This is a genomic window from Bradyrhizobium sp. 21, from assembly GCF_023073335.1.
Taxonomy (GTDB): Bacteria; Pseudomonadota; Alphaproteobacteria; order Rhizobiales; family Xanthobacteraceae; genus Bradyrhizobium.
Genome location: NZ_JADPJG010000035.1, coordinates 883,418 through 910,043, shown reverse-complemented (window position 1 = coordinate 910,043; position 26,626 = coordinate 883,418). Strand labels below are relative to the sequence as shown.

20 protein-coding genes and 3 pseudogenes are annotated in these 26,626 nt (G+C 59.2%); 15 read left to right on the top strand and 8 right to left on the bottom strand.

The window, feature by feature from the left end; genetic code table 11:
- The first annotated feature begins 201 nt into the window (after positions 1-201).
- The 8 genes and pseudogenes from IVB31_RS32970 (at position 202) to IVB31_RS32935 (ending at position 4,254) form a co-directional block, all read left to right on the top strand.
- On the top strand, positions 202-576 hold the full coding sequence (locus IVB31_RS32970; RefSeq protein WP_247332243.1) for a hypothetical protein: 375 nt from the start codon (positions 202-204) through the stop codon (positions 574-576).
- Entirely contained in the window at positions 573-1,397 is an 825-nt protein-coding gene (locus IVB31_RS32965; RefSeq protein ID WP_247332242.1) for a hypothetical protein, read from the top strand. The genes IVB31_RS32970 and IVB31_RS32965 overlap by 4 nt, the downstream gene beginning before the upstream one ends.
- 112 nt (positions 1,398-1,509) lie before the next feature.
- Positions 1,510-1,692 carry a hypothetical protein gene (locus IVB31_RS32960; RefSeq protein ID WP_247332241.1) on the top strand — a complete coding sequence of 61 codons (183 nt, stop codon included), beginning with the start codon at positions 1,510-1,512 and terminating at the stop codon, positions 1,690-1,692.
- 200 nt (positions 1,693-1,892) lie between these two features.
- Positions 1,893-2,085, top strand: a pseudogene (locus tag IVB31_RS32955) (SOS response-associated peptidase); the annotation flags it as partial.
- A gap of 102 nt (positions 2,086-2,187) precedes the next feature.
- Positions 2,188-2,361, top strand: coding sequence for a hypothetical protein (locus tag IVB31_RS32950; RefSeq protein WP_247332403.1), 174 nt, complete (start codon positions 2,188-2,190; stop codon positions 2,359-2,361).
- Between the two features lie 4 nt (positions 2,362-2,365).
- Positions 2,366-2,976: pseudogene (locus tag IVB31_RS32945) on the top strand (integrase core domain-containing protein); the annotation flags it as partial.
- Positions 2,919-3,047: pseudogene (locus IVB31_RS32940) on the top strand (hypothetical protein); the annotation flags it as partial. The pseudogenes IVB31_RS32945 and IVB31_RS32940, both read left to right, overlap by 58 nt.
- A gap of 931 nt (positions 3,048-3,978) precedes the next feature.
- A complete protein-coding gene (locus IVB31_RS32935; protein ID WP_247332240.1) occupies positions 3,979-4,254 on the top strand; it encodes a hypothetical protein in 276 nt (91 codons plus the stop codon).
- A gap of 1,295 nt (positions 4,255-5,549) precedes the next feature.
- Here the strand turns inward: IVB31_RS32935 and IVB31_RS32930 are convergent.
- The 3 genes from IVB31_RS32930 to IVB31_RS32920 are packed head-to-tail and all read right to left on the bottom strand — an operon-like array spanning position 5,550 to position 10,119.
- The gene (locus IVB31_RS32930; RefSeq protein ID WP_247332239.1) at positions 5,550-6,728 is read right to left on the bottom strand and encodes a hypothetical protein; all 1,179 of its coding nucleotides are present in this window, start codon (positions 6,726-6,728) and stop codon (positions 5,550-5,552) included.
- Positions 6,713-8,053: a hypothetical protein gene (locus tag IVB31_RS32925; RefSeq protein ID WP_247332238.1), complete on the bottom strand. Its 1,341-nt coding sequence runs from the start codon at positions 8,051-8,053 to the stop codon at positions 6,713-6,715. The genes IVB31_RS32930 and IVB31_RS32925 overlap by 16 nt, the downstream gene beginning before the upstream one ends.
- Before the next feature lie 14 nt (positions 8,054-8,067).
- Positions 8,068-10,119, bottom strand: coding sequence for an AAA family ATPase (locus IVB31_RS32920; protein ID WP_247332237.1), 2,052 nt, complete (start codon positions 10,117-10,119; stop codon positions 8,068-8,070).
- Positions 10,120-10,781: 662 nt separating this feature from the next.
- Between IVB31_RS32920 and IVB31_RS32915 the strand changes: the two genes are divergently transcribed.
- From IVB31_RS32915 to IVB31_RS32905, 3 genes are all read left to right on the top strand, one after another.
- The gene (locus IVB31_RS32915) at positions 10,782-11,984 is read left to right on the top strand and encodes a hypothetical protein (RefSeq protein ID WP_247332235.1); all 1,203 of its coding nucleotides are present in this window, start codon (positions 10,782-10,784) and stop codon (positions 11,982-11,984) included.
- Positions 11,974-12,315 carry a DUF2958 domain-containing protein gene (locus IVB31_RS32910; protein ID WP_247332233.1) on the top strand — a complete coding sequence of 114 codons (342 nt, stop codon included), beginning with the start codon at positions 11,974-11,976 and terminating at the stop codon, positions 12,313-12,315. Before IVB31_RS32915 ends, IVB31_RS32910 begins: the two co-directional genes overlap by 11 nt.
- Before the next feature lie 568 nt (positions 12,316-12,883).
- Complete coding sequence (locus tag IVB31_RS32905; RefSeq protein WP_247332231.1) at positions 12,884-13,573, top strand: hypothetical protein; 690 nt, start codon at positions 12,884-12,886, stop codon at positions 13,571-13,573.
- 488 nt (positions 13,574-14,061) lie between these two features.
- Here the strand turns inward: IVB31_RS32905 and IVB31_RS32900 are convergent, their stop codons facing one another.
- Positions 14,062-14,322 (bottom strand): helix-turn-helix transcriptional regulator, encoded by a 261-nt coding sequence (locus IVB31_RS32900; RefSeq protein WP_247332230.1) that lies wholly within the window; start codon positions 14,320-14,322, stop codon positions 14,062-14,064.
- 153 nt (positions 14,323-14,475) lie between these two features.
- Here IVB31_RS32900 and IVB31_RS32895 point away from each other — a divergent pair, with 153 nt between their 5' ends.
- The 4 genes from IVB31_RS32895 (at position 14,476) to IVB31_RS32880 (ending at position 16,918) form a co-directional block, all read left to right on the top strand.
- Entirely contained in the window at positions 14,476-15,045 is a 570-nt protein-coding gene (locus tag IVB31_RS32895) for a DUF4339 domain-containing protein (protein WP_247332229.1), read from the top strand.
- Position 15,046: 1 nt separating this feature from the next.
- On the top strand, positions 15,047-15,478 hold the full coding sequence (locus IVB31_RS32890) for a superinfection immunity protein (protein ID WP_247332228.1): 432 nt from the start codon (positions 15,047-15,049) through the stop codon (positions 15,476-15,478).
- Positions 15,475-16,062, top strand: coding sequence for a hypothetical protein (locus tag IVB31_RS32885; RefSeq protein ID WP_247332227.1), 588 nt, complete (start codon positions 15,475-15,477; stop codon positions 16,060-16,062). Before IVB31_RS32890 ends, IVB31_RS32885 begins: the two co-directional genes overlap by 4 nt.
- A 97-nt stretch (positions 16,063-16,159) precedes the next feature.
- Positions 16,160-16,918, top strand: coding sequence for a protein phosphatase 2C domain-containing protein (locus tag IVB31_RS32880; RefSeq protein WP_247332226.1), 759 nt, complete (start codon positions 16,160-16,162; stop codon positions 16,916-16,918).
- A 76-nt stretch (positions 16,919-16,994) separates the two neighbouring features.
- On the opposite strand, the gene vsr is transcribed toward IVB31_RS32880, so the two are convergent.
- The 4 genes from vsr to IVB31_RS32860 all read right to left on the bottom strand — a co-directional run bounded on the left by vsr (position 16,995) and on the right by IVB31_RS32860 (position 26,625).
- On the bottom strand, positions 16,995-17,531 hold the full coding sequence (gene vsr, locus IVB31_RS32875; RefSeq protein ID WP_247332225.1) for a DNA mismatch endonuclease Vsr: 537 nt from the start codon (positions 17,529-17,531) through the stop codon (positions 16,995-16,997).
- Between the two features lie 3 nt (positions 17,532-17,534).
- Positions 17,535-22,361, bottom strand: a complete 4,827-nt coding sequence (locus IVB31_RS32870; protein ID WP_247332224.1) for an ATP-binding protein — start codon at positions 22,359-22,361, stop codon at positions 17,535-17,537.
- A 641-nt stretch (positions 22,362-23,002) separates the two neighbouring features.
- Positions 23,003-24,526, bottom strand: a complete 1,524-nt coding sequence (locus tag IVB31_RS32865) for a hypothetical protein (RefSeq protein ID WP_247332222.1) — start codon at positions 24,524-24,526, stop codon at positions 23,003-23,005.
- Positions 24,523-26,625, bottom strand: coding sequence for a zeta toxin family protein (locus IVB31_RS32860; protein WP_247332220.1), 2,103 nt, complete (start codon positions 26,623-26,625; stop codon positions 24,523-24,525). The genes IVB31_RS32865 and IVB31_RS32860 overlap by 4 nt, the downstream gene beginning before the upstream one ends.
- Position 26,626: the final 1 nt, after the last annotated feature.

The window sequence follows — 26,626 nt, the reverse complement described above, 5'->3', positions numbered from 1 at the left end:
TAATCCCTTAGCTGGCAGCGGACGGCTGTTCTCGGGTCGGGTTCAAGTCCCACGCCCCGGACCACTTCTCACGTTCCTCTGCAGGTATCGCATCCAGCGCCGAACCGTCCTAATCCTCGGGTGACGGACGCGTCGAGACGAGCCACCTGTTCGGTGCAAACGGCGGTACCGACTGTGATTTGCCAACCAGGCACAAGCCCGATGTCGACGAATTTCGTCTTTGGCCTGCTCACCGGAACCTCTTGCACCCTGGTTTTCTGGGGAATTTGGCAATGGATCTCCCGACATCGCGCGGAGCGCTTGCCCGCATTTGACATTCGGAAGGCGGTCACGACCTCGATGACAGTCGAGGAGAAAAGCCCCACCTCAACCGGCTTCGTCTGCATCGTCGGACAATGGCTGGTTACGGGGGTTCTCGATGTGCTGTTCTATCTCGATGCAGACGGGACTTGGCGACCCAGCTACATTGCTCTCATCCTTTGCTGGGCGGCCACGGTCCTGATGCTCGGCTTGCTGGGCGTGACTTATGGCGTCCGACGCAAGAAGACGGTTTATCGCGCGGATGCCAAATCATGATGCGGATCGCGGCTGCGATCACCATGAGGCGCGTCCTCCTCACGGCAGCATTTGTCTTTATCTGCCTGCTTCAGGTCGTCGCGACAATGTACCTTCTGGATTTCCGCGCGCATCTGATCGATGCACGCGCGGTAAGGCTTGTTCAGGCCGGTCAGGACATCGTGTTCGCCTACAACATCGTGCTAGATCATACCACTTCCAACCAGACGGATGAGATGAAAGCATTTCCGATCCGTCCCGAAATGGAGATGGACGAACTGCTGTTAATGCGTCCTCTCAAGCTCGCCGAACTGCAATCGATCTTGTACAACAGGCCAAATGCAATCAGGGCACACGTTAAGGTGTTCGCGAGCGATGGAAAGATGGTGCTCGACAGTTTCGCAGTTGCTTCTCACCTAGACCAGCCGGAAGTCTTTTTCCCGCATCGACTGAAACGCGAAACTGACCCACTGAAAGTCGCCATGGCGTCTGCCGTCGATTGGCTATACCGCGATTCGGCGACACAGGTTGCCAGCGACATGGTCGGGCACAGGAGTAGTCTCGAAGCGGCTCTGACCGGCCGGTTAAGGGCCACACTGGAACGAATGCAAGACGGAGGCCTGGTTATGAGCGTGGCCGTGCCGATAACGCGTCAGCGAACCGATCTTGGCGCGCTCCTGCTCACGTCAGACTGCACCGATGTCGATGAGCTTTTATGGCGGCACGTTCTGTTGCTCCTTGCGTCAACGCTGGTTTTTTCCATTTTCTCCTCCTTGCTTTGCTTTCGTTTTGCAGGAGGTCTGCGGACGGGCTTGGCTCGCGCGAGCTCGGCGAATTTTTGAAGACCGATTCAGGTTTAAAAACCCATGTTCACGCTCCGCCCCAATTGCGCTGAGTTACTCAATTTGAACGGTGCAGGGGTAAGATAACTGCAATCACGAAACGAGACAAACGATGACTAACAGCAAAGAACGATCGATCGAAGAGATCAACGCAAGCTTTGCCTTCCTCCAGACGCTGGTTGATCACGCTGATGCGTTTGAAGGCGAAGTGCCGCTGTGGCGTGGGTGGGCGCTGTTGGAAGCCTTCTTCGCCGGCATTGCCTATTCATCGCGTGTGGCAAATGAAGAGAAATAGTCAAACTGACTCTCACCACCTCTCAGCCACGAAGCTTGGCGTCGATGGCGACCTTGAACAAGGCTAGATCACGAAGGCGCCCCTCAATCCGGAGCTTCGTTTGAGCTGCTGCCGGTTTGATGAACACCGAGATGCGATGAAGAGGCGGAAGTTCGGTCGCGAGTACAAGCTCGAGGCCGTGAGGCTGGTGCTTTCGGCTGCTCACGTGCGAGCCGAACGCGGAGGTGAGGCGGGTTCATCCCAAAACTATGCCGGTCATTCTGACAAGTATCGATGAGTACGATGCCTGGCTGCGCGCGACCTGGAATGAAGCAAAGGCCCCTGCAGCCTCCTCTTCCGGACGGCGCCTTGAAGATCGTCGCGACGGGCGAGAAGGAAGATCCGGACGCATAGCCTTGTGCACAATGAGGCGGAACGGGCAAACAAGCCGCAGCCCTGCCGATTGCGAATCCCAGCCCGGTGCTAACCGGCCGGAACGAGCGAGGGGCCGGAAGGATGCTTCCCGACAGGAGCGATCTCTATGCTGACGGCGAAGAGAAGCAACAGGCGATCCAGACGGTGCGCGGCTGGGCGATCTGCGTGCTGCAGGAAGCCGGTGCCATCTGCGAGTGCGAGGAGCACGGCCGGATGCAAGACCGTTCCGATCCTCATGCCCGCGAGCGCGCATGAGGATCGCCGGCTGTTCGTCCTGCTGCGTCAACATGGCGAGCCTTTCCGGGCCAACCGAATGTAGCGGTCGCAGCGCGCGCAAGCGCAGGGCGCGCCGCCGCGCGGTCAGCACTCGGACGCCCATCCTGGTCGAGGCTCGGCAGAATGCCCGCTGGTCGCTGGATTTTGTCCATGACCAGTCAGTGGTAGCCGCTTCTGGATCCTGAATATCGTCGATGACGTGACCCGGGAATGCTGGCGGCAATCCCCGACACCTGATCCCGGGACGGCGAGTGGCGCGCGAACTGACGACGCTAATTGATCGTCGCGGCAAGCAGGGCATGATCGTCTCCGACAATGGCACCGAGTTCACCCCCAGGGATATGCTGACCTGGTCGGAGGCCAACCAGATTGCATGGCATTTTATCGCGCCGCGAAAGCCGATGCAGAACGGCTTCTGTGAAAGCTTCAACGGCCGGGTGCGAGACGAACTTCTCAATGAAACCCTGTTCTTCGGCCTCGATCACGCCCGCACCAAGATTGCCAATTGGGCAGACCCACTACAACAGCCAACGCCCGCACTCCTCGCTGGGATACCTAACGCCTGCGACCTATGCCGCCAACCTCAACGCAACGTGCGATCGGCTGCGCAAACCCGACCAGCTCCGCCGATCCCACGTTGCCCACACCCGCGCCAGACGGCGTAACGTCTGCCGAGACTCTAATCGCCAATGTATGAAACTTCAGAGGCAGGTCACCTGGGCAAAACGAGGATGCCTCAGAACGAGATAACTGTCCGGAGTTTCTGTTATGACCCTTGAAGCGAGTATGGAACGAACGTCCTCGTCCGCTTCCATGATCAAATTCATCCTACGTACAAGAAGACGTAGGAGAACGCGTTAAGCGCCCCGCCGTCGACGAGCTTGATGGCGTTAGAAGTCAGTCGCAGCCGGCTTCAAGAATTACATCGCCTGGCTGCAGCGCCGACTGACAGCCTGCTTAAGAAAGAGATTGCTCCAACTTCTTCGCCGTCGGTTCACTGCGCCGCCGATCAATTCAGGTTCGGATCGACGGGACGAGAATGCAAACCAGAGACTGTCCAGGCCGCCGTTCTTGTCGGCGTTGCCATCGCTGCCGCGAAGAACGACCGCTCCGTCCGGCGCTGCTGGCCCTCACTGCAAAGCCAACAATGACCTTTCCTCAACATAACCGAGCTGCTTGCCGCCGCGGGCTACGATGATCCAGCTACCCTCGCGCTTCACGACAGAAACCTGAGAACCTGCCGGGAGTTCGGTGACGACTGCGCCAGTGGCGGCCGCGGCCTGACGCACTTGAGCGCACTGCTGGCCGACGACGTGGCAGGAAGCTAGCACGCGTTTCGCTCCACCCCTAAGGCGAAATGGCAAAGCAACACCTAAAGCGTCTTGCCGATCCAATTTATATCACCCCTCACCCCTCTGCCTGCCCTGCCCTGCCTGTCTGCTCTGCCTACTCTCCCTACTCTGCCTGTCTGCCTGTCTGCCTGTCTGTCTGCTCTACCCTACTCTGCCTGTCTGCCTACCCACCCTTCCACCTGCCAACACCGTAGAGAACTTCCCCCCACTTTGCGCAGAGAACGATTCAATGCAGGAGAACAGCATGGATAAGGGACGCAATACCTCACAAATGAACTCCGCTCTCGAACGGCTTCGTGCCGAGGGTATCCGCCATCAACAAACCTCCGAATATCAGATCAAGGTCGGCCACTACAATTTCTATCCGGGCAAAGGCACTATCTTCGTGGATGGCGAAGAGGGAATCCGAACCGAACGCGGGCTCGATAGCTTCGTCGCTCTTTTGCGCAAGCTGAAGGATCACAATCCTCCCCTTGGAAAGAAAGGGGGGGCCGTAACTGATTTCAAGGAAATCGAGTAACGTTGATCTCAGGGAAGCAGGCGGCGACCCGGAAGAGGCTGACCGGTTCGTCCGCGGACGGACGAGTAGGCAACAACAGACCGCGAGGACCGACCATGGAGTTGTCGCTGACCTGCGCCAGTGATGCGCACAAGTTCAACCTCGCGCCAACGTCAAGGCTGACGGCAGCGCCATCGCGGGCAGCTGGTCCGAGTCCAACCGCAACATCAGCGGCTCCCCTTCGGGCCGCGGCGCCGGCGGAAATTATGAGCTGCTCGCAAATCAGCACTTATTCGCACGGACGCGACAATTGGCGGGACCGAGCCCGTTGCCATTCCCAGCCCCCGCTCATCAACTCGTCGCCCCCAGCTATGGGCGTGGACGCAATGACCAGGCACTGATCCGAAAGATCTCGCGCCGCAGGCCTGAGTTCGAAAGAAGTTCGTCTTCCTCCAAAACGTGCGTTATAGAATCGAGCGATATCGTGATGGAGCTTTGATAAGGCCAGCTGCCAGTTCACCATCCTCACCCGGCTCGAGCAAGGAATAATGGAACGTTCTAACGCCAACTGTAGACCGACCATTCCACTTTCTGTGCCTTCATCCTCCAACGATCCACCCAAATCAACGTTCGAGCTAGATAGCGGCTCTGGGCATTTAGCCCGCTTCATCCATCTCAAGATGATCTTGAACAGTCTCGCCAAGCCATGACCACTCGGGCTCGACGGTCGAGCGTATCAACGCCCGAATGCGAGGTGTGGTCCCACGGATGTTCAGGTCCCGAATAATCGAAGCGAGGTGGACCTTGTCTTCTATTGCCTCGAGCTCCTCGATTGTGGGAGGCAGCAAGATGCAAGGATAGGTCACCGGGTCGATCCCGTAACGCCAAGTCGGATACGGTCGAGGGAACAGGTCGGCGCCGCCGCCCTCACGACAGAGCTTTTCGATAGCCTCGTCCGGGATCAGGTGCCCAAAGGGCTCGCTACGGAGCGCAGCTCTGACCGAAACTGGGTCGGTTCCATCCACTTCGGAGGCGTACGGCCCAATTGCGGAACCATGCTGTTTTCGGGCGAACGCAGCACCTTCCTCCGACCAGCGCCCCGCAAACGGCCGCTCCGTAAATGTCGGCTGCGTTTTTCCCCCTCGGCTCCCGTTTGGGCTCATCACAGTTCCAAGCTTTCGCAGAGCATGGCTTCGGAAATGTTCCCGCCTCCACGACGATTTTCACCAAAGGGAGCACCGGAATTGAGGTGCCAAATCAAGAATTCCAAATCAACATTTTTCATGAGAGCTGACCCCCGGCTCCCGCGATCTGCCTCACCGGGCACGAATGAACTCTCCGGCCCGGAACAAAACCTCACACCCCCTGGCGAATGCGGCTCTCCAAGGCGTACCCACCTTCACACTCGCCCAGAAGCAGAGCGCCCGGTCGATCTCTTCATCAACGCTGGTTCCAGCTTCCTGACATGAAGCCCGCCACTTCCCAAACATCGATATCCAGCTCTCCGGGGGGAGACAGTCCAAAGCCGGGCTGACGCTCGCCGCCGCTGGTACGGTGCCCATGGTTTGACGAATGCGGCATTCCACCAGAAACGCCTGGACAGCCTTAATGCTCATAGGGCCGTCGGCACCGATTGCCTCAAACAGAGATACAGCTTCATCCCGCCGACCCTCCAACAGCGCCTCCCAACAGGCGACCATTGCCGAACCCCAGCCGAACTCAGATAGCCGCAACAGATTCCCGATCGTGACGTCCCCACGCCGCTCCACCCGGCCCATGATTGCTAGCGCCGCACCAAACGAGCCGGCTGCCTCGACCGCAATCGCCCTTAACGCCGCTTCGTCGAACGGAACCGAGCGGTGCTCACAGATCAGGGACAAGCGACCGACCAGATCTGCCACCGATATCGGGCCGACTCGATACACGTTGCAACGGGAGCGGAGCGCCCCCGAAAACCGCGCCTCGTCGTTCACCGTAAACACGTACACGGTCGACGTGATTTCCTGCTCCAGAGTCTTCAACGCGATATCGGCGGTTGAGCTGGAAAACGCCTCGGCGTTCTTGAACAGGACAATGCGAACTGAGGCGGTGTTCAGCCCTACCTCACGCTCGATCAGCGTGTGAACAGCTTCAGCTTGAGCTTTCTCAAGCTCTCGATCGTCATCATCGTTATCACCTACAGTGCGCGCGTCCTTCTCGTGAAAGGCAAGGCTCGAATTATCAATAGCCCGACATTCATGGCAGATGTTACACGGTGCTGCATCGCTGCGCATCGTCAGCTCCTGCTCGCAAACGAGTGCCTTCGCATACATCCTTGCCAAGGTTCGCTTACCAACACCCGGGCATCCGATCAGCGCGATCGGTTGATGCGAATTCGTCCCACGCTCCTGTTTCAGGTTGGCTATGAGAGATTCAAACCAGCGCTCGTGGCCCAGGATGTCCTTGAACGTTCGCGGGCGCACCAAGTCGCGATTGTGGTCTAGGGACCATTCCATCGATCGGCCTCCACGATGGCCATTGAACCCCGTCCGTCCAACATCGCTCCCGGTTCTCCACGTTCATTATCGCGGATCAAAGACCGAAACCACTCAACATCGGAGGTGTTCAACGCCTCGAGCCGACCGCGCAGGGCGCGCTGCAGTTCGAGCCGCACCTTATCCAGGCGGCTAGGCTTATCAGGCGCGATGATGTCCAGCAGCGGCGCGATCACCTGCCAGCCATCGCTCGAGTTGAACCAACCCGGCACACCGGCGGCGCGAGCATAATGCTGACACACGTGGTCCAGCGATACGAACGCGTTTCCTTCCAGAAAACTCTTCTCGTTGGCCAACACCAGCGCGGCCCAGACGCAGTGACAGGGATCCTCAAGCCTCCGATAGCGCCTATCACTGCCTTCCAGCGTTCGCGCCGTCGCCCCATAAAGCCTGGTCAAAATCTCTTGTGATTCAAGCACGCGATCATGCCGCAGGCGATCCACCAACCTCATCAATTCAGAAAGGGATCGGCTGTCGCGGCTGTCTAAGAACCGGCGCAACGTTTCGGGTAGCACCAACCGCTCCGCGCGCGTTGTCGCCGTTTTCACAGTTTCACAGAATTGGCCATTCTCCATTTCGCCCAAAACGATTGTGTCAATCTGCATGGATAGCGCGAACGGCGTGCACGGCTCATCTTCGACAAACTTTTTCAGTCCCGACAAAAACCGCCTGTTGCCCGAGAGGTATCCCAGGTCGCCGAGCCGACTTTGAGGAAAGTAACTGCGCGCGGCTAGCAAATAGTTCTCGGGCGTCACCATCGGCTCCTCGATCACGCCAATGGCACCAACGGCGGCATTCCAGGCATCGGACTTGACCAATTCATGGGTGTCCGGGACGAGCAAACAAATAGTCTGCTGAGCAGCATCGTGAGCGATTAGGTCTAGCGCTTCTCCAATATCCTCAACAGGCGGATGCTCACGAGTTTTGTCGCCGAGATCGCGAATGATCAGCGAAGTCCCGAACAGCGAGGGCTCCGCCACGGTCATGTACAAGCTCGGCAGCTCTTTGAGCGGCGCGTCCGATTGACTACCTTGATTCGCTCGGATCGATTCGTCCCGATGAACTTGGATCGATTCCTTTTCCTCGGAACTAGCTAAAAGTGAACCAGACCTCACGGCCCGCCGAGAGTACGTCGCGATATCCTTGAGATCGCGACCGTCGATCTCAGCCTGCTTCACCACTTTTGCTCGGACGGCCTGGCGCAGAAGCCCCGAATTCACTCTATATAGATAGAGATGGCTCTGCTGAGTCAGCTCAGGAAGGGACAAAAATTCGATATCGGTCATCGGCACTGGCCTGCTCACGACGCGCTCCAGATTGGCCAGCTTCGCGGATTCCGACGACCCCATTGGTTCCGCAGTTCCGCAACGTCGTGGTCTCGCAGCTCCTTGGACTGAGCGGACCCGTCCAACGGATACTGAGCCGCTAGCTCGCGAAGGGCCGCCTGCCATCGTGACTTTTGCTCCTGACGGTACTTGTGCTCCTGGAGTTCCCAGCCGTCGTACAAACGATCCCACTGCCTGTCGTCGAAAGCTGACACGACGCTGATGCCGGACTCGTGCTCCGCTTTTTGCCTGGCTGCCGCGGCCAGCGGGACGGAATAATCCAGCCGCGTCCGCCCAATAATGTCGCCAGCGGCGCGATGAAACTCCACCTCGATCTTAAGCTTGGTGAAGATCGGGTCTTTTGGATTGAAGCCACCGCAAAGCCAGCGAACACAGCGCCAGTGCCCATCTAGCCGTTCGCTGGAGGGCTCGAGCTCCAGCGTGATCGCGACATCCTCGAAGCCAGCTACCCGGCTGTTTCGGTGCCATTTCTTCAGCCATCGCTCGGCCATCTCCGCGTCAGGGACATGTGCCATCACACGACCACACGATCCCTCGGTTTCATCTCGTTCTTGAACAAAGACATTCAGGCCGGCCCCGCCCCAATTCCTAAGTTGTCCTTTCAGTGCCTGACTGAATTTTTTGAAATGCTTGGAGGCTTCCGGCTGCCCTTCGTATCCAAAAAGCCGATGTCGGATTGTGATGCGAGCATTGAATGGCTCGTGACCTTGCTGCACCGAGAATGACGCAGCGGCGAAAATGCTGCGCACGTGACTCCGGGTCAGATAAGCAGGATCCTTAGGAACGTCCGGTTCATCATCGAGGTTGCGGCGGCGTGAGATTCCCGTCGTCAGGTCCAGTTCGGTCCCGGCCTGCGGCGTGATACGTGCGACCACATCGTTCCTTCTGACCACCACCTCTCCGCGATTGGCTATGGTCTGAAACCGCATCAATATGGCTAGCAAGGCCTCATCGCTCAACTCGTTGGTGACCGTTGGCCAGACATCGAGCAAACCCTCGAAAAACGCCTTCATATCGATCTGCGGCAGTCGACGGCCGAACGCGTCGGCCACACGGCTCCGCTCCTCTTGTCTGATCGATTTGATGACCGGCTCGACCGAGACGTCGAGGCCACAAAGGTCCACGTAGTAAAATCCCACAAGGAACAGTTGAATCAAACGTGCCTTGTTGCGGATGCTATCAGGCCACTGCGTGAACTTCGCGACCTGCCCCCGAAAGTCGCCGGCGCCCAGCGCTTCGAAATACTGGATCAAGTATTCTATGTAGTCGACACCGAAGACCGCCGCGACCCGATCGCGGGTAATCTCGCCGCTGTCGCCGAGCAGCATCATTTTGTCGAGCGCTTGCAGCATATTCCGTGGCTGATGCTCGCCTAAACTTGCCAGAAGCGACACCGCCTCTGGGTGCAGAATGAGGCCCTCCTGCCGGGCGGCGCGAGACAACAGGCCGACGCTCTGCTCATGCGTCAGGGGTCTTAGCTCAAGCTTGATCGTTCGGGACTGCAACGCCTCCGAAATCCGCTCCACCGCAGTCGTGGCGAAGCAGAATGAAAAGCCAGGAGGTGGCTCCTCGACAGTTTTCAGGAGAAAGTCGAAGCTATCCGGATACTTCGAAAGGACATGAGCTTCATCGAGAAATACCACGGTCCGGCCATTGCCAGCCTTATTAGAGTTCAAAAGGCGGTCAATCTCGTCGATGAGCGCCTTACGCTGACGAAATTTAGGCGTGTCGAGCTCGACAAACCCAGTTCTCTTGCCGGCATCCAGGGCTCTGCAAGGATCACAGCCGAAGCATCGATCGCCCGTCGGCGCGGGGTTTTCGCAGTTCAGACTCCCTGCATAGATCCGGACGAGCGACGTTTTGCCCGAGCCGACGCTGCCGTGTAGAAGCAGGTTTGCGCAGCTCTGATTGTTCAGTATCAGCTGCGATATGATCCGCTTTGGATATTCTTGCCCGATCACTTCTTCGAAGGTCCTCGGTCGATATTTCAGGGCGAGGCGTTGCACGTGAGTTCCTGAATAGAGAGCCTGTTGCGGGGCTTTTTGTTGTCGGGGCCTCGCGGCCGATAAGAGCGCGTTCCGATAACACAAAGCGGCGCCCAATGGGCCGCCGCTGGTTGGAGCAGCGAGGTGCTGCCGTCAAGGCCTCATAAAGGAGAAAAACATCCAGCAAGCTCAACCGCGCGTGGCAGCAGAGCTCGCTGCTTGACAAGCTCCTCGTTCTACCTCGGCTCCTGCGCCGCCTCGGATGTAAATGCCAAGCGTGAGATCGGCCCCTGTCCACGGAAGGCATCCCTCCGCGATAAATTCGAAACCGGCCGTACGGGCCAACAAAAGAGAATTCGCCTGCACAGGGCAGGCGCGGCGAAACTCGTCGTGCAGTTCAGACAGCCACCACCAGTCCCTTTTTAGAATGTCTGCGAAAGCTCCGCGGGGTCCTCAAGCACCGACGCGCAGAGCACCCTTGCTCTATGGAGGAACGGAAGCAGGATAGTCGCGGACAATGACATCGACGGCTTTTCACGATTAGTGAGGCCCCGCCCCGACCTCCGCCAAATCTGCTCCACTGCCGCTCCTGCCCAGCGATGTTCAGAACTGTCGTCAACTACAGGGCTCTTCCTCCGAATCTCTCTCGCCATAACGGCAACAACAAAAACGAGAGAGACACTGTGAGCAATATCGAACCAACGACACCGCATTCGCCTTCATTAAGTGCCCGAGCGCGACGATCCCGATTTACCCAGATCAACCGCGTCCCTTGGGTGCCCGACCGACTGCTCCAACAGGTTGGTGGCGCTTGCGACATTGATTCCCGCTTCCGGCGCGCAGTCCGCTTGCTGGCCGTCTTGTACATGTGCGACAACAAAATCGAGAGCGCAGCATCTGACGGCGATCACGCCTCGTACCTCGCGTCGCACCTCAGCGCTGACGCAGCGGAAGCAGGTCTAAATTTTCACGCATCGGCTCTGCACTTGCTTGCGCTAAAAGAGCTACTCCTTCTTCGGGAGGAAGACGCCGCCGTGGACGAGGACCGGTTGCTGTCGAATCCGGTGAGCTCGATGCCACTGGCCGTGAATCTCTTTGGCCCGTTGGCGCTCGACACCAAAAAACTGGGCTCGAAGGTTCTTCGCCAGCTACTCCCGGAATTTGTCCATTCAGTCCAACGGGTAGCTTGGGAACACAGCCCCGGGCGTAAAGACCCCCGCTATCTATCAGATCGTACGGCTTTTGATCTAGCGATTCATGTCGTCACACCCGAAGGTGAGCCCGGCATCGTCTACACTGAGGTTAAATTCAGCGAAGAGCTTCTTGGGCCTGTGGCCAGATGGCGCGAACGCTACTCCGAAGCACTTCATGAAGTCAGACTTTACAAGGATCCAGACAACCCCATTCTCCGGTCCGCGCCCGTCGAGCAGCTTTTTCGCGAACACGCCCTAGCTCAGAAGTCTGTCGACAACGGTGTCGTCCCCCGCGCAATGTTCATTGCCGTTGGGCCCCGACTCAATCGGCGCGTCCAAGCAGCGTTCAAGGTCTATGCGAATGAGCTCCTCCCGATTGACCCGGCTGATCCCACGCGTGTCGCGTTTCGGCATTTCACACTAGAGGCCGTCATCGATGCGATCGATGCCGCCGGCGATCAGGAGACTGCTAACCGGCTCTGGCAGCGTTACTGCAACTTTCAGCGGATCTATGATGCCGCCCTGTCGTTGCTCGCTCCCAACACGCAGCCGGCCGGTGTCGCAGATACGTCCGCTCAGGTGCAGCTCGATCAAAAGCAGCACGGCACTGTCCCCTCCCGGCGGCGCTCGGCACCGAGAACGAAGTCAGAGGATTCGGCCGCTACACCGGAGTTGAACCGTCATGGCCAATGAAGATCTGCTTTCGTTGACCGATCGAGTTCAGCTGCTCTTCAATGCCATAGCAGATGGCACCGATCACTGGCCTGTGGCGAAGATCTACACCCCGGATGGCGCGGCGACCTGGCTCATCAGCGAAATTGACCCTGACCATCCCGACCGGTTGTTCGGCCTCTGCGACTTGGGGCTCGGAATTCCCGAGCTGGGATATGTTTCGCTAGCCGAACTCTCGGCGCTCAGAGGCCCTCTCCGGCTTGCGGTGGAGCGGGATCGGCAATTCGTAGCGGACAAACCTCTTTCCGCATATGCCAGCGAAGCGCGGTTGCAGGGCCGGACCGTCGCCTAGGCCCGGAATCGCGGGTACTCAAAAACGGTTTCTAGGAGCTCCCAACGAGCTCCTAGAACGGAAAACCATACGCGACAGCTAACAAGGTGCATTGGGGTGATCGTTCATGTCTCCCACGCTCAACTTGCGACGCGTATGCTTGCGCTTGGAACGACATGGAAGTCGAGATCGAACACTCTTCGATGAGATTTCTCGTTCACGCCCGCGGCATCAAAAAGTTCTAGCGGCCAAGACGACAGCGTCGATCATCGCTCACCACATGGCGCAAACAAATGACGGCGCGAACTTGCGAAAGGCGTCTTTATTTTTTGCCCCACACCCACCTGCACTCATCTCCGCCCTCCCTACCCTACCCTAGCCTATCCCCCTTCCTTCCCCTTCCTTCCCTTCCGTCCCCACACTTCCCTTCCCCTGCCCAGCTCGGAAGGTCAGGCAAAGAAGCGTCGCTGGAAGACTGCCCTCGGAAAATCGGCCCGCGGCAACTCGCGCCAGCCCATGCCATCCCTGCACGAAACATCTCGATGCTTTCGCCGAATTAGCGCGAGAACAGGCAAGCTATCAGGAAGCCATGACCGGCCCGGAGATCATCAATCCACGTTCATGGAACGGCAAGGCTCTGGCGGGTAACTGGTTGGTGACACTAAAGCTGGACGGCGTCCGGGCGATTTGGTGCGACAATCAAGGCTGGCTGAGCCGGGCCAATAAGCCGCTCTACAACATTCCATCCTGGCGCCAGGGTCACCCACGGGACTGCGAGGTCTTCGTCAACGATTTCCGTGACACGATCCGCGCCACCAGGACGAGATGCCGCAAAGAAGACACGCCCTCAATCACCGCAGAAAATCTATTCGGCCTTGCCAACCTCGACCCGCGCCTTCATTGGGGCAGGCTTACCGATCCCGAACCCGCAACCATCCGCGCCCGACTGCGATGTGCCAACTACCTCGGCTACGAGGGTCTGGTCCTTCGTCAAGGCGACAATTGGATCAAGGTCAAGCCGGCGGAGACCCACGACGTCCCAATCACCGGATACGTCGAGGGAAGAGGCAAACACCGCGGCCGGCTGGGCTTCGTCACAACAGACAAGGGTGCGGTCGGCGCGGGCTTCTCAGATGCTGAGCGCGACATGCTGTGGGCTGAAGCGAATGCCGGAAGATTGGTCGGGCAGGTGATCGAAGTGAGCTCCATGCAATCGACTCCAAACGGCCAATTCCGCCACCCGGTCTTCATCCGCATGCGCCCCGACAAACTCGCGTAAGTCTCAGCTAACCTAGCCCACAATATTCAGCCCGAAGTTCCGCGAAACAGCTGTCCCTCTTCCACAGCTTTCCGCAGAGCTGCGACTTCGGCTTCACTCAAACGGTTGGCCAGCGATCCGGCCTCGAGGGGCCAGTCAAGCAGCTGCTGCAGCCAATGCAACGTTGTAGCTTTTACTATCCGCCCCGCTTCCTCCGTTCGCTTGGCCTTAACGGCTCGGCGATCTTCAGGCATCCGACTCCTGGACCCTGTACGAGATTCGAGCACATCTTAAAACCCGGTGTGGTTCAAAATTCTCGCAATTCCATCATCGATGAGCTGAAGCACTTAGACGCTTCGTGCGAACCTTCCCAGGGCAGCGACTAGGGGTACCGGCACGTGAGGGACTCAGAAAGCGTGACGTAGCCTGATGACTCGCAAGGTGCGAAGCTCAAAGAGCCCCGAAAAGGGGCTCTTTCTCTGATTCCGCCGGCAATCCCATGAGAACCTTCATTTCTTCTTGCGCCCTTTTCGAAGGGTCGCCGGAGGCTTTTCACCGTGCCGCGGCGCCAATAGAAATTCATCCACCGCAACCTCCAAGGCTGCAGCGAGTCGGTCCAGAGTTTCGACAGTTGGGTTTTCAACCCCGCGTTCGATTCGTCCGACATAAGAGCGGTCGACGCCAGCGTCCACCGCCAGTGCCTCCTGAGACAAGGCGCGTTTCACGCGAAGCCGCCTGAGATTCCAAGCTACAAGAGCCGTTGCCTTCATGGGCAGAACAGACGGCTTTGCGGTCCATTAAAACACGCACTATAATGTCCCTATTTCCACATTCGCTTCGGGCGAGGCGAAAGATCCGCTCCCGACGGATGAATAACCAAACGAGGCCGTTGGGTCCAAGGACACGAGGAAGCCGGAGCAGCAATGAGCGACACGACGGGTGACGAGGAATGGTTCTATGCACAGGGCGGCCAACGCAAAGGTCCCGTACCCATCGGCACGCTACGCAAACTGCTGGCAGCCCAGACCATCGATGGAGAGACTCCAGTCTGGCGTAAAGGCTGGGCTGACTGGCAACCGCTGCGCACGACGGAAATCGGGATACAGCTCAAGGATATTCCGCCACCCATCGCGGCAAACCACGTGAACAATGGATTGGTGTGGGCGCTCGCCTTCGCACCACTGGCTTATCTCTTCGTTGACATCGCTCTGCTCAATTACCAGAACAGCCACCCGGCAGGTGACGAGTTTTTCGACGCATTTCTATCGCCGCTCAGTTGGCTCGTCCCGCTATTGACGAATGCGGCGCTGTGCCTAGTCGATACGGAACAGCTCAAGCGTGCCGGCTACAGCTCCGGGTGGCTGACGTTCTTCGCGCTACTGTTGGCTCCAGTCTATCTTTTCGTGCGCGCGCAACGCCTGCGCCAGACGCCAATCTATGGATTCGTTTGGATCGCATCGTTCATCGTGTCGATCATTTTGCGGGCGGCGTAACGTGCAAGCAGAGTCCCATACCGACGACCTGGTTTTCATCGCCATATTCTTCCTCATCATCGGCATTATCTACATCGCACCCAGCATTGTGGCATTCCGGCGCAACCACCCGAACCGTTGGATCATCCTGATAGTCAATGTCGCGTTTGGCGGCACGATCATAGGGTGGGGGATTGCGATGGTGTGGGCGATGCGTGCGGCTCACCGAATAGGCGCTATGGGCAGCGGCGGGGAGTCCGGCCTTAACCTCTTCGTCAACGACGTGAAAAAGATTCAGGTCATCGATCCCCCACCTCTGCCTGCCACGTCGCCTGTGCAGGAGTTGGAACGCCTTCATGACCTTTTCGTCCGAGGGGCGATTTCTCAGATCGAATTCGACCGCTTGAAAGCCAAGCTGCTTGGCGCCGCCCCTCACGTTGAGACAGAACGATGAAATTGCGACTGATTATTGCGCTTCTGCTCTCGGCCTTCCGGATCGGAGATCTCAACGCGGAGGAACTCTCTTTCTATGAAAAGGAGACGGATAGGTGGTGGACGGTTCTCGGCGGAGCTAACCCGGAGACGGGGCAAGCCACCTGCTATGGCCGCGCGAACAAGAGGGACGGGTCGTTCATTCAAATCCATCGCTCCCTCGTTGACGGTGAGGTCTGGGCAATTGTCCACGACACCGAATGGGAAATTCAAGGACCCGACCGAGGCTCGCTGCGCTGGAACTTCTTTAACGGTCTCAAGAACGGTCTCATTGCAGGTGCAAACTTCGATTATGTCCTCAAGGACAAGAACACGATCTTAATGCTGCAAATCGAACCCAAGAATTTCTCAGAGGCACTGTGGAATGCCCGGTACTTTACTCTCGTGATGCCCGGGAACGTGCCGAATATGTCGCTCAGTTTTGAGAGCAAAGGCGGTTCGATGCTTTCTGCGCTGGCAGAATGCGTCAAACAGAACGAGACGAAATACAAGAACTTCAAGCCATCCCTGGAAAAAGTCCCGGACTCGGTGAAAGAACAGCTCTGAAGCCCTCTTGCGCGTGCACGGGTGCAATGGCCGGAAGCAACTCAATGTGCCACACACCGCCGAAGCTGCGCACAATAGATCGAGCGACTGTTTGAGCATGCCAAGCTGGACCCTTGCCGCCTTTACCCATCGCGGTCGCGTGCGGCCGAACAACGAGGACGCTGTCGCGATCGACAACCGTGTCCTCACCGGCGACATGGACGCGCCTATAGTCATGACGTCACCGAACGGTTCCTGCCTCCTGATGATCGCGGATGGCATGGGTGGCCATGCGCACGGCGCGATGGCCAGCCGAGCCGTGCTCGATTATCTCGTTGCTACGGTCGATCGGCTTTCAAGTCCAGCCTCCTGCGCCGAAGCAATCGAGGAAGCCAATCGACACCTCTACGAACTCATGCGGGAGCATCAGGATGCGCTTGGCATGGGCTCGACGCTGGTGGGAGCCGTTCTGACGGCCGGTCAACTACTCACATTCAACGTTGGCGACAGCCGCTGCTACCTGTCTAGCGCAGGCCAGTTGGTGCAGCTCAGCCACGACGACGTACCCGAAGGCGAGAGCAGCTACTTCGCTCCTCGCCGGTCCCATGCCCTCACTCAGGCTTTGGGAGGCTCTTCATTTCCAATCGCGGTCGCACCTCACATCTCCGTCGACCCGCCGCTTGCTCCCGGAGAGACTCTGCTCTTGTGCAGCGATGGCCTCACCGACATGATCACCAGCGAGGCAATCGGAAGCACTCTGAGAAAGACCAACCAATCGCTCCAGATCACAAGAAGGCTTGCTGCTAAGGCTTTTAGCGGAGGCGCGCGAGACAATATCTCCTTGCTAGTGGCACGCTGTTCAGACACCCCGCCCTGAGCCTTCAACTTCGAACGGAGAAAGTTGACGTACATCCAGACCCCCTTCTCCGCGGCGGGCCTCGCCTGGAGCGTTCCTACTTAATATTGGCCGAGGCCGAACTCGGAATGCGCCGCGCATGGCGGCGGCCTTTTTGCTTCTGGACGGCGGCCCGCCTAGGATAGTCTTTCGACGTGACTTGTTCTATGTCAGACTCACGTCGGATCACGGCCGCTAAGGTTTCCGCTTTTAAGTTGGTCCGCGCCTTCGACTGAAGGTCGCACTCCCATACCACGAAAACGCGCCATCCTTGGACTTGCAACTCGTCTTGGACCCGCGCATCACGCGCGACATTTCGGTCAAACTTATCCGTCCAGAACTGCGTGTTGCTCTTCGGCGTAGAGGCAACCTTGCAGCCCTTATGTCGATGCCAGAAGCAACCGTGAACAAATACAACTGTACGATGCTTTGGAAAAACCAAGTCGGGCTTCCCCGGAAGGTCTTTCTTGTGGAGCACGTAGCGAAGGCCCAGACGGTGGAGCGCCCTTCGGAGAGTGACCTCCGGGGAGGTGTCGTTAGATCGGATGCGCGCCATTCTAGCGGAGCGCTCCGCAGGCGAGAGGAAGTCGGCCACGTCCTAGCCCTCGGCCTTGTTCGCCATCAGTTCGTAGAAAGGCAGGCCCTTGATAACCTGACCGGGAACATCGAACGACTTGTAGAGGCAGTGATGGTTTGGCAAGACCTTGATCCGTTCCGCGATCTCGCCTGCGGAGCTCGCCAGACCCAGCGCACTGAGTTCTGCGGCCGTGACGTTGGGAACCTTGTGCACGAACCAAGTCAGCAGTGGTTCCCTGTAGTCGGTTGCGTTTACCTTGAAGTGCCGGAGGTATTGTGAGGCCAGGATTACGCCACAGCCAAATTCCCGCCCTTGCAACAGTAACTTGCGAAGGACATCAAATTCATAGCGCATGATGTTGTCGGCTTCGTCGACCAACAAATAAGAGTCAATGGCGCGAAGCTGGGGGCTCGTTCCAACGAACGGTCGCTTCGGCGTGCGAAGCATGTTCTCGTAAAACATGTTCAGCATGACGGCGACCAGCATGTTTTTACTCCGGTCGTCCTGGCCCAGGGCATCAAGCGAAATCACCACGGCGCCATCAAGGAAGTCGGCGAATGGCTTTGTCTTTGCCGGATCGGGTTCGAAGATCTCCATGTCGACTAGGTCGTCGATGATCGACATCGGGGAATCTGATTTGCCATCCAACAGCTCGGCATACGCGGAATGGACATCATAGATGGTCGGCGCCCGCCCGGCACATTTTTCGTAGGCCGTCCTCACGGCGCGCTTCAGCTTATCCCGCTGGACTGGGCCGATTCCTGAATAGATCTTGTCGAGCACGTCGGCAAAGAACCGGAATCGGTCGAGCCAAGGTACCATCGAGCCTTCAATTTCTGCCGTGTCGAAAAGATTGAGCGGAAGACGATAAGGCTTCACCACCCGCGCCCCCGTGGCCCTAACGAAGTCGTCGCTGCCATAGTCGCGCTTGTAGTCGAAGATCAGGATGCGCGGTTTTAACCCCCTGTTGCTCGGCGCAGAAGAAGCGATCTGGAAGACTAAAGACTTCAAGAGCTGAGTCTTCCCCGTGCCGAGATCTCCCACCACGCCCATGTTGAGCTGATTTAGCCTCGTATCCGATAGCAGAAGCGAGACGTCGCGTCGCTCAAAGCCATCGACCGTCATCCCGACCGCAATCTCCACGCCGCTCCCGCCGACAATAGCTTCCGGTTGGGGAGGTGCCTCCTCGGCCATCGGCTCAGGTGTCGCGCCAGACGAAGCAACATCATCCGTCACCTCGGTGGCTTCGCGATCGGCAAGGGCGATCGGTTCGGCGGCTAGGTCTGTAGGATCGACGATGGCTATGTCGCCAGACTCGTCAGCGTGGTCTGCGCGCCGTGCTCCCATCGACCAATCGCCGACCTTGGATCGGACGCTCTCGTAGAATTCCTGTGCATCACCCGCGACAATCCGTCCAGCGTCGTGTGCTCCAATGACTATTGTCTCTTCAAACCCATCACCATCACGATCCGTCGCATCGCTGATAGGGCTGTCGTCAACAACGATAAGGCGACACCGGCGGTCGATGGTAACGTCCCCGTTTGCCCCTAGGACTGCGCCAGCGATTCTCTCGTGGAATCCAGCCCACTCCGCGGAGGCACCGACCAGATCCTGATGCGCACTATAGACTCTCATCCCGAAACCGATGATGGACAACAGCAGATGCTGGTAGGCGAGACGCCACGCCGACAGGGCGTTTTCGTCCTCCGCCATTGCGCAAAGGAGGTCCGCCAGGGATCTCGCCTGCCCTAGAGCATCCTTAACGTCGGCCGCGGGGAACACCGAGCCAAGCCGGCACTTTACCTCGATCGGAGTCAGGTGAATGCGGATCTTCGCCGAGCCCAAGGTGACGCCAATGACCAGCAAGTCCGGTCGCGCTAAAGTCGCGTCGGGCCGATCCTTACTCAACGCTCGCGAGAGGTCATCAAGGTATCCCCGGAACGGATCGACCGGGATCACCAATGAGACCGTTGGTTGGTCGCTAGTTCCGCCGATCACGGGCATAAGGCTATTAGCACTTGATCCTAACCGGAACCGGTCCTGCAGCAGGCGAGCGGCAATGAAAAGACCCAAGTCACCTGTTGCTCCGGTATCGTCGCCGGCGAGCCCACGGATCGTCGGGATTCCCCGGCGCGCAACTTCAAGCAGGATGTCTTCCACTCGTGCGTCGCCCAGGGCATCACAACCGGGCAGACGAGACAGTACCTTCCTGAGGCCGTCGCGGTCCGAGGCCTTTACCCGGGAGAGCAAGTAATAGCCGTTGGTGTCCCCGGCGCGGTGCGAATACGAGGGGAGGTCGTAGTCCCACAGGTACGATTGCGGGAGCCAGCCTCCGAGGAAGCAGGCAGGGTCCACCGCAGATGACGACACGGCTACGAAATCGGTCTTCTTTTCCTCAAGCATGTCGCCGATCGAATGAACATTCGGCGCGAAGCGAAGCCCTGCCGGCTGCTCACCCGTGTTCTCCAGTGCCCCAATGCAGGCGGCAACCTTGTCCGCCAATGGATCGCCCGAGGTGCCTGTGGGACGCCCCTGCCGAGACTCGCTCAGGAAAAAACCTGGAAGCTGGCGGCGTACCCTATGACGAAGAAGCCCCCCAGCCCCGACGGGGGACAGTGACGGCGTTTCCGACGCTTCTGGCTCTGATGAGTCGAGTTGCGCGATAATGCCCAGGTCGAGGCCCACCCCTACGGGGTGCCTAGAGAACCACCTGACATGATTCCGGGTATCCTCAGAGAGATTGGCGATCGTGGCCTCGTCCGGCCTCGCCGCCTCCGTTCTAGTGTCGAATACGTCAAGACGCCGGGGTCCAGTTGCGTGACGTCTGGCCGGCTTGCCTCCCTCCGCGTAGCGCGCACCAGACCAGGCAACGAGGCCTTCGTTGCAGGAATCGGACGCGCCTCCTGCGCTAGTAACAACGACGCTTATGACTGCCTTGGCGCAGAGCACATTCGAGACGTCGTCCAGCGCGCGCTCAACCTGACTCGCACTAAAGCCTGAGGAGATTCCACCAACCGAAAGGCCAAGCGCCGGTCCGAAAGGCGCGTGCCTGGATCTTTCGGGCAAGGCGCGCAGGCGCGTCCCGTTCCAGAGGACCGACCAATAGTCAGAGTTTGACTCGACGGCCAGGAACGGCACGTGCTCAACCCCCTCGGGCGAGACAACCGGCAGCCGGAGGACGTCTGGCACCATGCCAGGATCGAGCACGCCAGCTGCTGGGCAGGGGCGACTACTTGAGGCGGATGCTTCCAGCACGCCCTGGGCCAGGGCGTGCCACGACAAACGTAGGGGATGCAGAGGCGAAAGAAGGATTGCGTTAGGTACGCGAGATAATGTGCGACCGCCCGGCTCTAGCGAAGCTATCGCGACGACATCGGACCACGTCGCCACCTCGGGGCTCGCCTTCAACCACGCTGCGTAGGCATCGAGGTATTGCTCGATGAGCACCGGAAAGGCCTCGTGCTGGCCTAGCCATTCGCCCAACGGGGCGGCTTCAATGAGGCCCGACTGATCGTCTGGCCCCCGGATCAGCGCGGCAATCGATCGCCGCGCTTCTACGAAGGCGGCCGGCGGATCAAAGTGGCTCGCCGGTGGGCGCGGATCCTGGAGGAACCGCCCAGCAGACAAGATACGTCCGGTATCTTCCGCCCACTTCGGTTGCACCCACTGTTCGCCGTAGTCCTCGGCGAGGACGAGTGGCAGATAGGATAACGAGACATCTTCATCCTGGAGCATCCACCCCTGCAAGCTGCTCGTCCGTGCGCTCCTGTTAAGCTGCACAACAGGCTTCGATCCCAGCAGATCGACCTGTCTCCGGTTCAGCTTGATCAGCCGTTCGAACTCGCTCCGGCAGCCATCCTCGACGACGTCTTCGCACGAAAGAAATACGCGGCAAGTCTCAGCGACGAGCTTCCCGTTTGGCAAGCTCCGCTCGAACACGATGTCGACCTGATACGAACCGTCCGCCTCAATCTCAAGCTGATGCAGGCCGGGACGCATCTCCTTGAGCGCGAGCTCCTCGGAGTCGCCCTCGTCGTTACCATCACCCCCCGCTGTTCCTGTTGCACGGTCGCCAAGGATCATGCCGGGCGACATAAATATCAGTAGCTCGTAACGTCCGGGACCTGGAAGCGAGATACTGGTCTCCCAGTTCGCTCCCCTCGTTCGTCTGGCGGGCGCTTTCGGCGCGGCGATTTTCCTGGCGAGCCGGCACGCTACGAAGATGCCAGGAAGCCAAGTTGCCAGCGATATCGCCTTTACAGATCCCGGCCTTTGGTTCTCGGCGCTGGCCTTGTATTGGATTGGCGAACGGTGCGGCGGTGGATTTGCGTCGGTAAATTCGGCTCCCCCTTGGACGGCGATGGCGCTAGGGAAGCCCCCCGCATTTTTGCCGGGCGAGCGCTCCACTGTCACAGCTAGAGGTTCGTCGTCCTCTGCTCCCGCTCGAATTACAAATTGCACCTCGCCCTCGACCAGCAAGGGAACTCCCTTCGAGGCTGGTAACAATGGATTGAGGCACTCCAGCCGGATGTCACCCGTAATCTCCGGCTCATCGCTCAGCAGTTCGGCCCATAGCTCGGTCGTCAGGCCCACCCACCAGGAAGGCGGATCAATCAGGGCCGGGCCTCCAGAGGGTACATAATATGCTTCCGGAGCACGCTCCAGGGCTGTGGGAACATCGCATGTCGATCGAATGTGCTGGAGGAAGGCTTCCAGCAACGGCTTTTGGTCTGTCGCTGCGGCGTCGACAGCCGTAGAGAGCCCAGACCTGAAGCCATCGGATAGCGCCGCAGCAATGCCATCAAGAATAGCATGCTGCTCGCTTGAGGAAAGCTTGTCGTCGGACATTGGTGGCACGCCGCACGCCAAGCTGATGCCCCGCGTAGCAGTGAGGGAGGAATCGCCGACCGCGAAAATACGCGACACGAGCCGCCACGCCGCTTGACGGCTATCCTTCTGCGGGTCAACGTCGTCCACTGCTCGCATCGCGCGCTGCACAAGCTCGACAGCGCTATCCCGATGCTCGGCTGAAACTCGTGTGGCCGCAAGGGAGGCAGTAACAGCGCGTTGAACGAAGGTGTCGGCCCACCATTCGTCGAATGGCACGTTGGCGCCATTGCACGCTCCAGACACACCGAATTCGTCAGTCGTCGACGATACCGATCGGATCGCGTGTTGCCGCGGTGGGACCAAGGCAAGGTAGCTCGAAGCTGTCGGCGAATTCCGCAAGTCCAGCAAATGGGTTTCGTCGCATCGCCCCGAGGCGCCGATTGGTGGATTGGCACAACCAGACTCGTGCTCGGCGACTTGGAGGAGGATCGGCAAGCCCAGACTACCGGCCTCCGCCGCAAGAAGCTCGTAAACTTCGCCAAGGATTTCGAGCGGAGGTCCATGAAAGATTAGCCTCGACTCACCGCCGCTAGCGCCCCCGGCGGTGGTTTCGGCGACACGCGACCGGATCGCGCCAGCTAGCCAGTCGGCAAGTCTGCTCATTGCGTCCCGCCCGCGCGGCCCTGTCGAACGACGGTGAATGGCGGGACCAGGAGCATTCCGCTCTCGGCGTCTGGACTGTCCAGCACAAGACCTAGCATACGTAACTGTTGGCCCAAGTCATTTTGAGCAATGTCGCGATGATCCACGGCAATCCCGTAGGCGGCCATATGCTGCGCGAGCCGATGCACCGATCGGGGGCCAGCAAGGCCCGCCAGCGAACAGTGTACCAAGGCTAGCACAGCCACTGGACCTGGAGCGCACACCCACGGACTCGACTTTGCCGCTCCCCGTTTGCGCAAGATGTACCCTTGGTCATAGCCGCGCAGGATGGGGTTCGCGGCTTGACGCTGGTAGAGGACGTACTGCCCGAACTCCATGAGATTGGCTCCTACTCCCTTACGGCAGAGAAGCGCCCGGGCCTCTCTATCGGCAAGGTCGTCAACGAGGCTCATGACTTCGAGCAGTTTCGACCGATGTGCACCGACGTGACGGCAAAAGGCGCCTAGGTCGGCCGCAGAGGAAAGTTTCCCCGCATAGGCTGCGCCAGCCTCCTCCAGGCTCCAGAGCACCGCATTCATTCCGAGTCGTGAACGTAGGTACTTCGACGTCCGGTCCTTGAGCTCCGAAACGGCACCGGTGCCATAGCTGAGGTAGCTCAGAACGCGAGGGTAGAACAGCGTCTGTGGATCATCAGGAGGCGTCTGGCCGTCAATCGCAAGCCGCACTCTGTCCCAGGTCATCTTCTGCACTTCGCAGAGCCACGCCACATGTGCCACGGCGGCGACCCGCACCAGTGCTTCTAGGAGGCTGGTCCACTGTCGGCGCGTCATCAAAGGCTTTGCGGCAACGACCGCGTCGAGGTCTCGAACAAACTGCCGCGCTGGAAACGCGTATCCTTCGAGTTCGCCGGGCGGAAGGCACTCTACATCTTTCTCGTCGGGTAAGACGCATCCCGGGCCCCAGGTGATCCCAGTCCATGCGGATATCTCATCCCTGAGAAAACGGGCAAAAACGTCGTCATCGTCGTGCACCATTAATGCATCGAACAGGCTCGCCCAGCGCGCCTTGGCGGTATCGTCGCTAGTGGATCCAAGCCAGACCATCCTACGGACGAGAGCGCCAGCCGGCCACGGATTGCCGGCTAGGCGCGCAGACCCGGAGAATGACGCTGTTTCCCCGACAAGAGGCGTCACTTGCACGAATCGCTTCGTCGACTGGTTGGGACGCTTCGGGCTCTCGAGCACGTCGTGCAAGAGTGCATGTAGCGCGTCACCTTCCAGGGATGCGCCGTCGGGTTTGGTCCGCTTGTCACGCCGGATGCCAATGTTGCGATCGAGGTCCCTTCCTTTGATAGGGACCATTCCCTCGCTGAGCCCTTCCAGTCCGATGGTTCGATAGAGGCCCGCAACGAGGACTTCGGAATTAGCGTATTCCGGCGCCGGATTTACTGAAAGCGCCGCCGCCTTGTATTGCGGGTGGGACTTCGCCCAAGGCGATGCCTTGAATTCCGCAAGGCTCATCGACGCCCCCCGCGCTTGCCTGCCTCAAACCGGCCTCTGTATCGTTCGACAGCGACTGTTTCCCCCAGGATGATTGTCGGCCGCTCGCGCACATCGCGATCCCGGACCATAGATCCAGCCATCCGTGCCCTCGTCGTGTCCAGAAGGGCAAGTACGCTGCGGGGAAGGGATGCCGGGGACAGCCCGTGATCAAGGTCGGTCACGGCCTTGAACAGATCATAGGTCAGGGCAATCGGTTGCGGCGTTGATCCAACCTCCACATCCAGGAAGCAGATCGACTGGCGCGGGCGTCCCTTGTGAGCCACGTCGCGTGGGAAGACTCGCCGACGCGACACGACCAGCGTCGCTCGGCGGCGGGATGGTGGCAGTGGCTGGCCGAACGTCGTTGTTAGCGAGACATTGAAGTTGTGGTCATCGTTGAGGAGATCCTCGACCTGATTCGCAATCTCCCGCAGGTCATGGCCCTCTCCATCGGCGTCTGCTACCACGCGCTTGAAGGCGTCCAATGTCGCTGCATCCGGAACGGCCGCATTTCTCGCGCCGACGCTACGGCGCGTTATCCTGCAGGCAAAGTCCCTCACGGCGCGCTGGATGCGGTTGGCAGCGGCGGGTCGCTTGAGCCGCAGTCGAGGAACAGCGAGCAGCTCATCTAGCGCGGCAAGGCGTTCAAGCAAGGTCCGCTCGTTATGTGACAAAGCCCGGCAGCCCACCGCAAAATCCAAGCCTTCGCGAACGGACCGGCTGAACCGGGCGTCGAACTCTCCCAGTCGAACCGCTCCGCCCCAAAGTATCACTTCAGCGTCCGGCGACGACATCGCGGGATCCAGCAGCTCCACGAAGGCGTCTAACGATGCAGCGATAGTCGCCGGGACGTAGCCTGTGATCCGTGACTGTAAGAAGTAGTGCAGCCCCATCGCAGTGTTGTCCTCCTGCAATCCGAGTTCGCGGATGTCCTGGAGCAACGAGGATGCGAGGCCGCGTTCCCAGCGATGGAAAAGTGCGTGCTGGTATTGCACGGACACGAGCCAAAACAACGCTGCCGACGTGTCCTTCTTAGGCCTTCCCTGCAATTGAGCCTGCTTATCGCTTTCCACCAGACTCGAGGCCCATTCACACGGATCGACGGAAGCACCACGATGTCCGGTTCCGTTGCCGGCCAATAAGTAGGAGGTCAGGGAAAAGAGATCCCGAAAAGCCCAGCGCTTGCTTGTCCCAAGTTCGAACCAACGCAGCATACGGAGAAAAGACTCAGTCTCTCTTCGGCCAGCCAGCAGCTTTCGACTGCCACAGAAAGGACAGGCGCTGCCAGCCTGGCAAACCCCGCCCTCTCGCCAGCGCGCCGGATCGAGCGCCCGGCCCAGTACTGCCGCCGCGGGCGCATCTTCGCGGCTGTCGGTCGGTTCGACCAATGACTCGGCGTCCATGGGCCATGCAGCGATTACTGGATATTCTTCCAACGGCCAGCACGATGGCGCATCGGGTGCGAGGCTCACCGCCCGAACGACCGCCTCAAGCAGGTCCTGCGAACTGCTGAGCCCAGAGTCTATCGAGTAGATCAATGCGTCGTCGAGAACTCCGCGGTTTACACAGCAGATGTACACCCCCGTAGGTGACCGCAGCGCGGCCTCCAGTTCCTGCACCAGCAACATCGCGGGAGTGTGATTGCCTTGTCCTCCGACTGATGCATCTTGGACCACCTCGATCCGAAGATCTCGCACTGGCTGGCTCGCAGCGCCCGCATCCACTGCTACAAGCCGCGGAACAGCCTTGCCCTGGGGAGGATGATAGGATTTGGCCAACTCCTCGACGAGAGCCCCGCGGCAATTAAGCGCTACGTCAAGGTCCCCTATAGTAGCCTCTACGGCTTCGGTTTTTCCGTTGCCCGGTCCGCCGACCAGTAGCACCACGCGGGGCGTTCCCTGTTCCGCCGCCGCGATGCGTTGCGCCCAATCTCGAAGCCGGCTGAGGAGATTTGTCTCGAATACGGCCTCCCCTGGGCGGCCGCTGCTTGGATCGAACAGCCGTCGCACGCCGCCGCCGCGGTGCCCTGCCCAGTCGAGCAATCCTGCTGGATAGAGCACTCGGCTCTCCTGCTTCACG

Excerpts from the sequence above, each read along its gene's own strand:
- IVB31_RS32970 (WP_247332243.1), top strand. The coding sequence starts at position 202 with ATGTCGACGAATTTCGTCTTTGGCCTGCTCACCGGAACCTCTTGCACC.
- IVB31_RS32965 (WP_247332242.1), top strand. The coding sequence starts at position 573 with ATGATGCGGATCGCGGCTGCGATCACCATGAGGCGCGTCCTCCTCACG.
- IVB31_RS32960 (WP_247332241.1), top strand. The coding sequence starts at position 1,510 with ATGACTAACAGCAAAGAACGATCGATCGAAGAGATCAACGCAAGCTTT.
- IVB31_RS32950 (WP_247332403.1), top strand. The coding sequence starts at position 2,188 with ATGCTTCCCGACAGGAGCGATCTCTATGCTGACGGCGAAGAGAAGCAA.
- IVB31_RS32935 (WP_247332240.1), top strand. The coding sequence starts at position 3,979 with ATGGATAAGGGACGCAATACCTCACAAATGAACTCCGCTCTCGAACGG.
- IVB31_RS32930 (WP_247332239.1), bottom strand. The coding sequence starts at position 6,728 with ATGGAATGGTCCCTAGACCACAATCGCGACTTGGTGCGCCCGCGAACG.
- IVB31_RS32925 (WP_247332238.1), bottom strand. The coding sequence starts at position 8,053 with ATGACCGATATCGAATTTTTGTCCCTTCCTGAGCTGACTCAGCAGAGC.
- IVB31_RS32910 (WP_247332233.1), top strand. The coding sequence starts at position 11,974 with ATGGCCAATGAAGATCTGCTTTCGTTGACCGATCGAGTTCAGCTGCTC.
- IVB31_RS32905 (WP_247332231.1), top strand. The coding sequence starts at position 12,884 with ATGACCGGCCCGGAGATCATCAATCCACGTTCATGGAACGGCAAGGCT.
- IVB31_RS32900 (WP_247332230.1), bottom strand. The coding sequence starts at position 14,322 with ATGAAGGCAACGGCTCTTGTAGCTTGGAATCTCAGGCGGCTTCGCGTG.
- IVB31_RS32895 (WP_247332229.1), top strand. The coding sequence starts at position 14,476 with ATGAGCGACACGACGGGTGACGAGGAATGGTTCTATGCACAGGGCGGC.
- IVB31_RS32885 (WP_247332227.1), top strand. The coding sequence starts at position 15,475 with ATGAAATTGCGACTGATTATTGCGCTTCTGCTCTCGGCCTTCCGGATC.
- IVB31_RS32880 (WP_247332226.1), top strand. The coding sequence starts at position 16,160 with ATGCCAAGCTGGACCCTTGCCGCCTTTACCCATCGCGGTCGCGTGCGG.
- IVB31_RS32870 (WP_247332224.1), bottom strand. The coding sequence starts at position 22,361 with ATGTCCGACGACAAGCTTTCCTCAAGCGAGCAGCATGCTATTCTTGAT.
- IVB31_RS32865 (WP_247332222.1), bottom strand. The coding sequence starts at position 24,526 with ATGAGCCTTGCGGAATTCAAGGCATCGCCTTGGGCGAAGTCCCACCCG.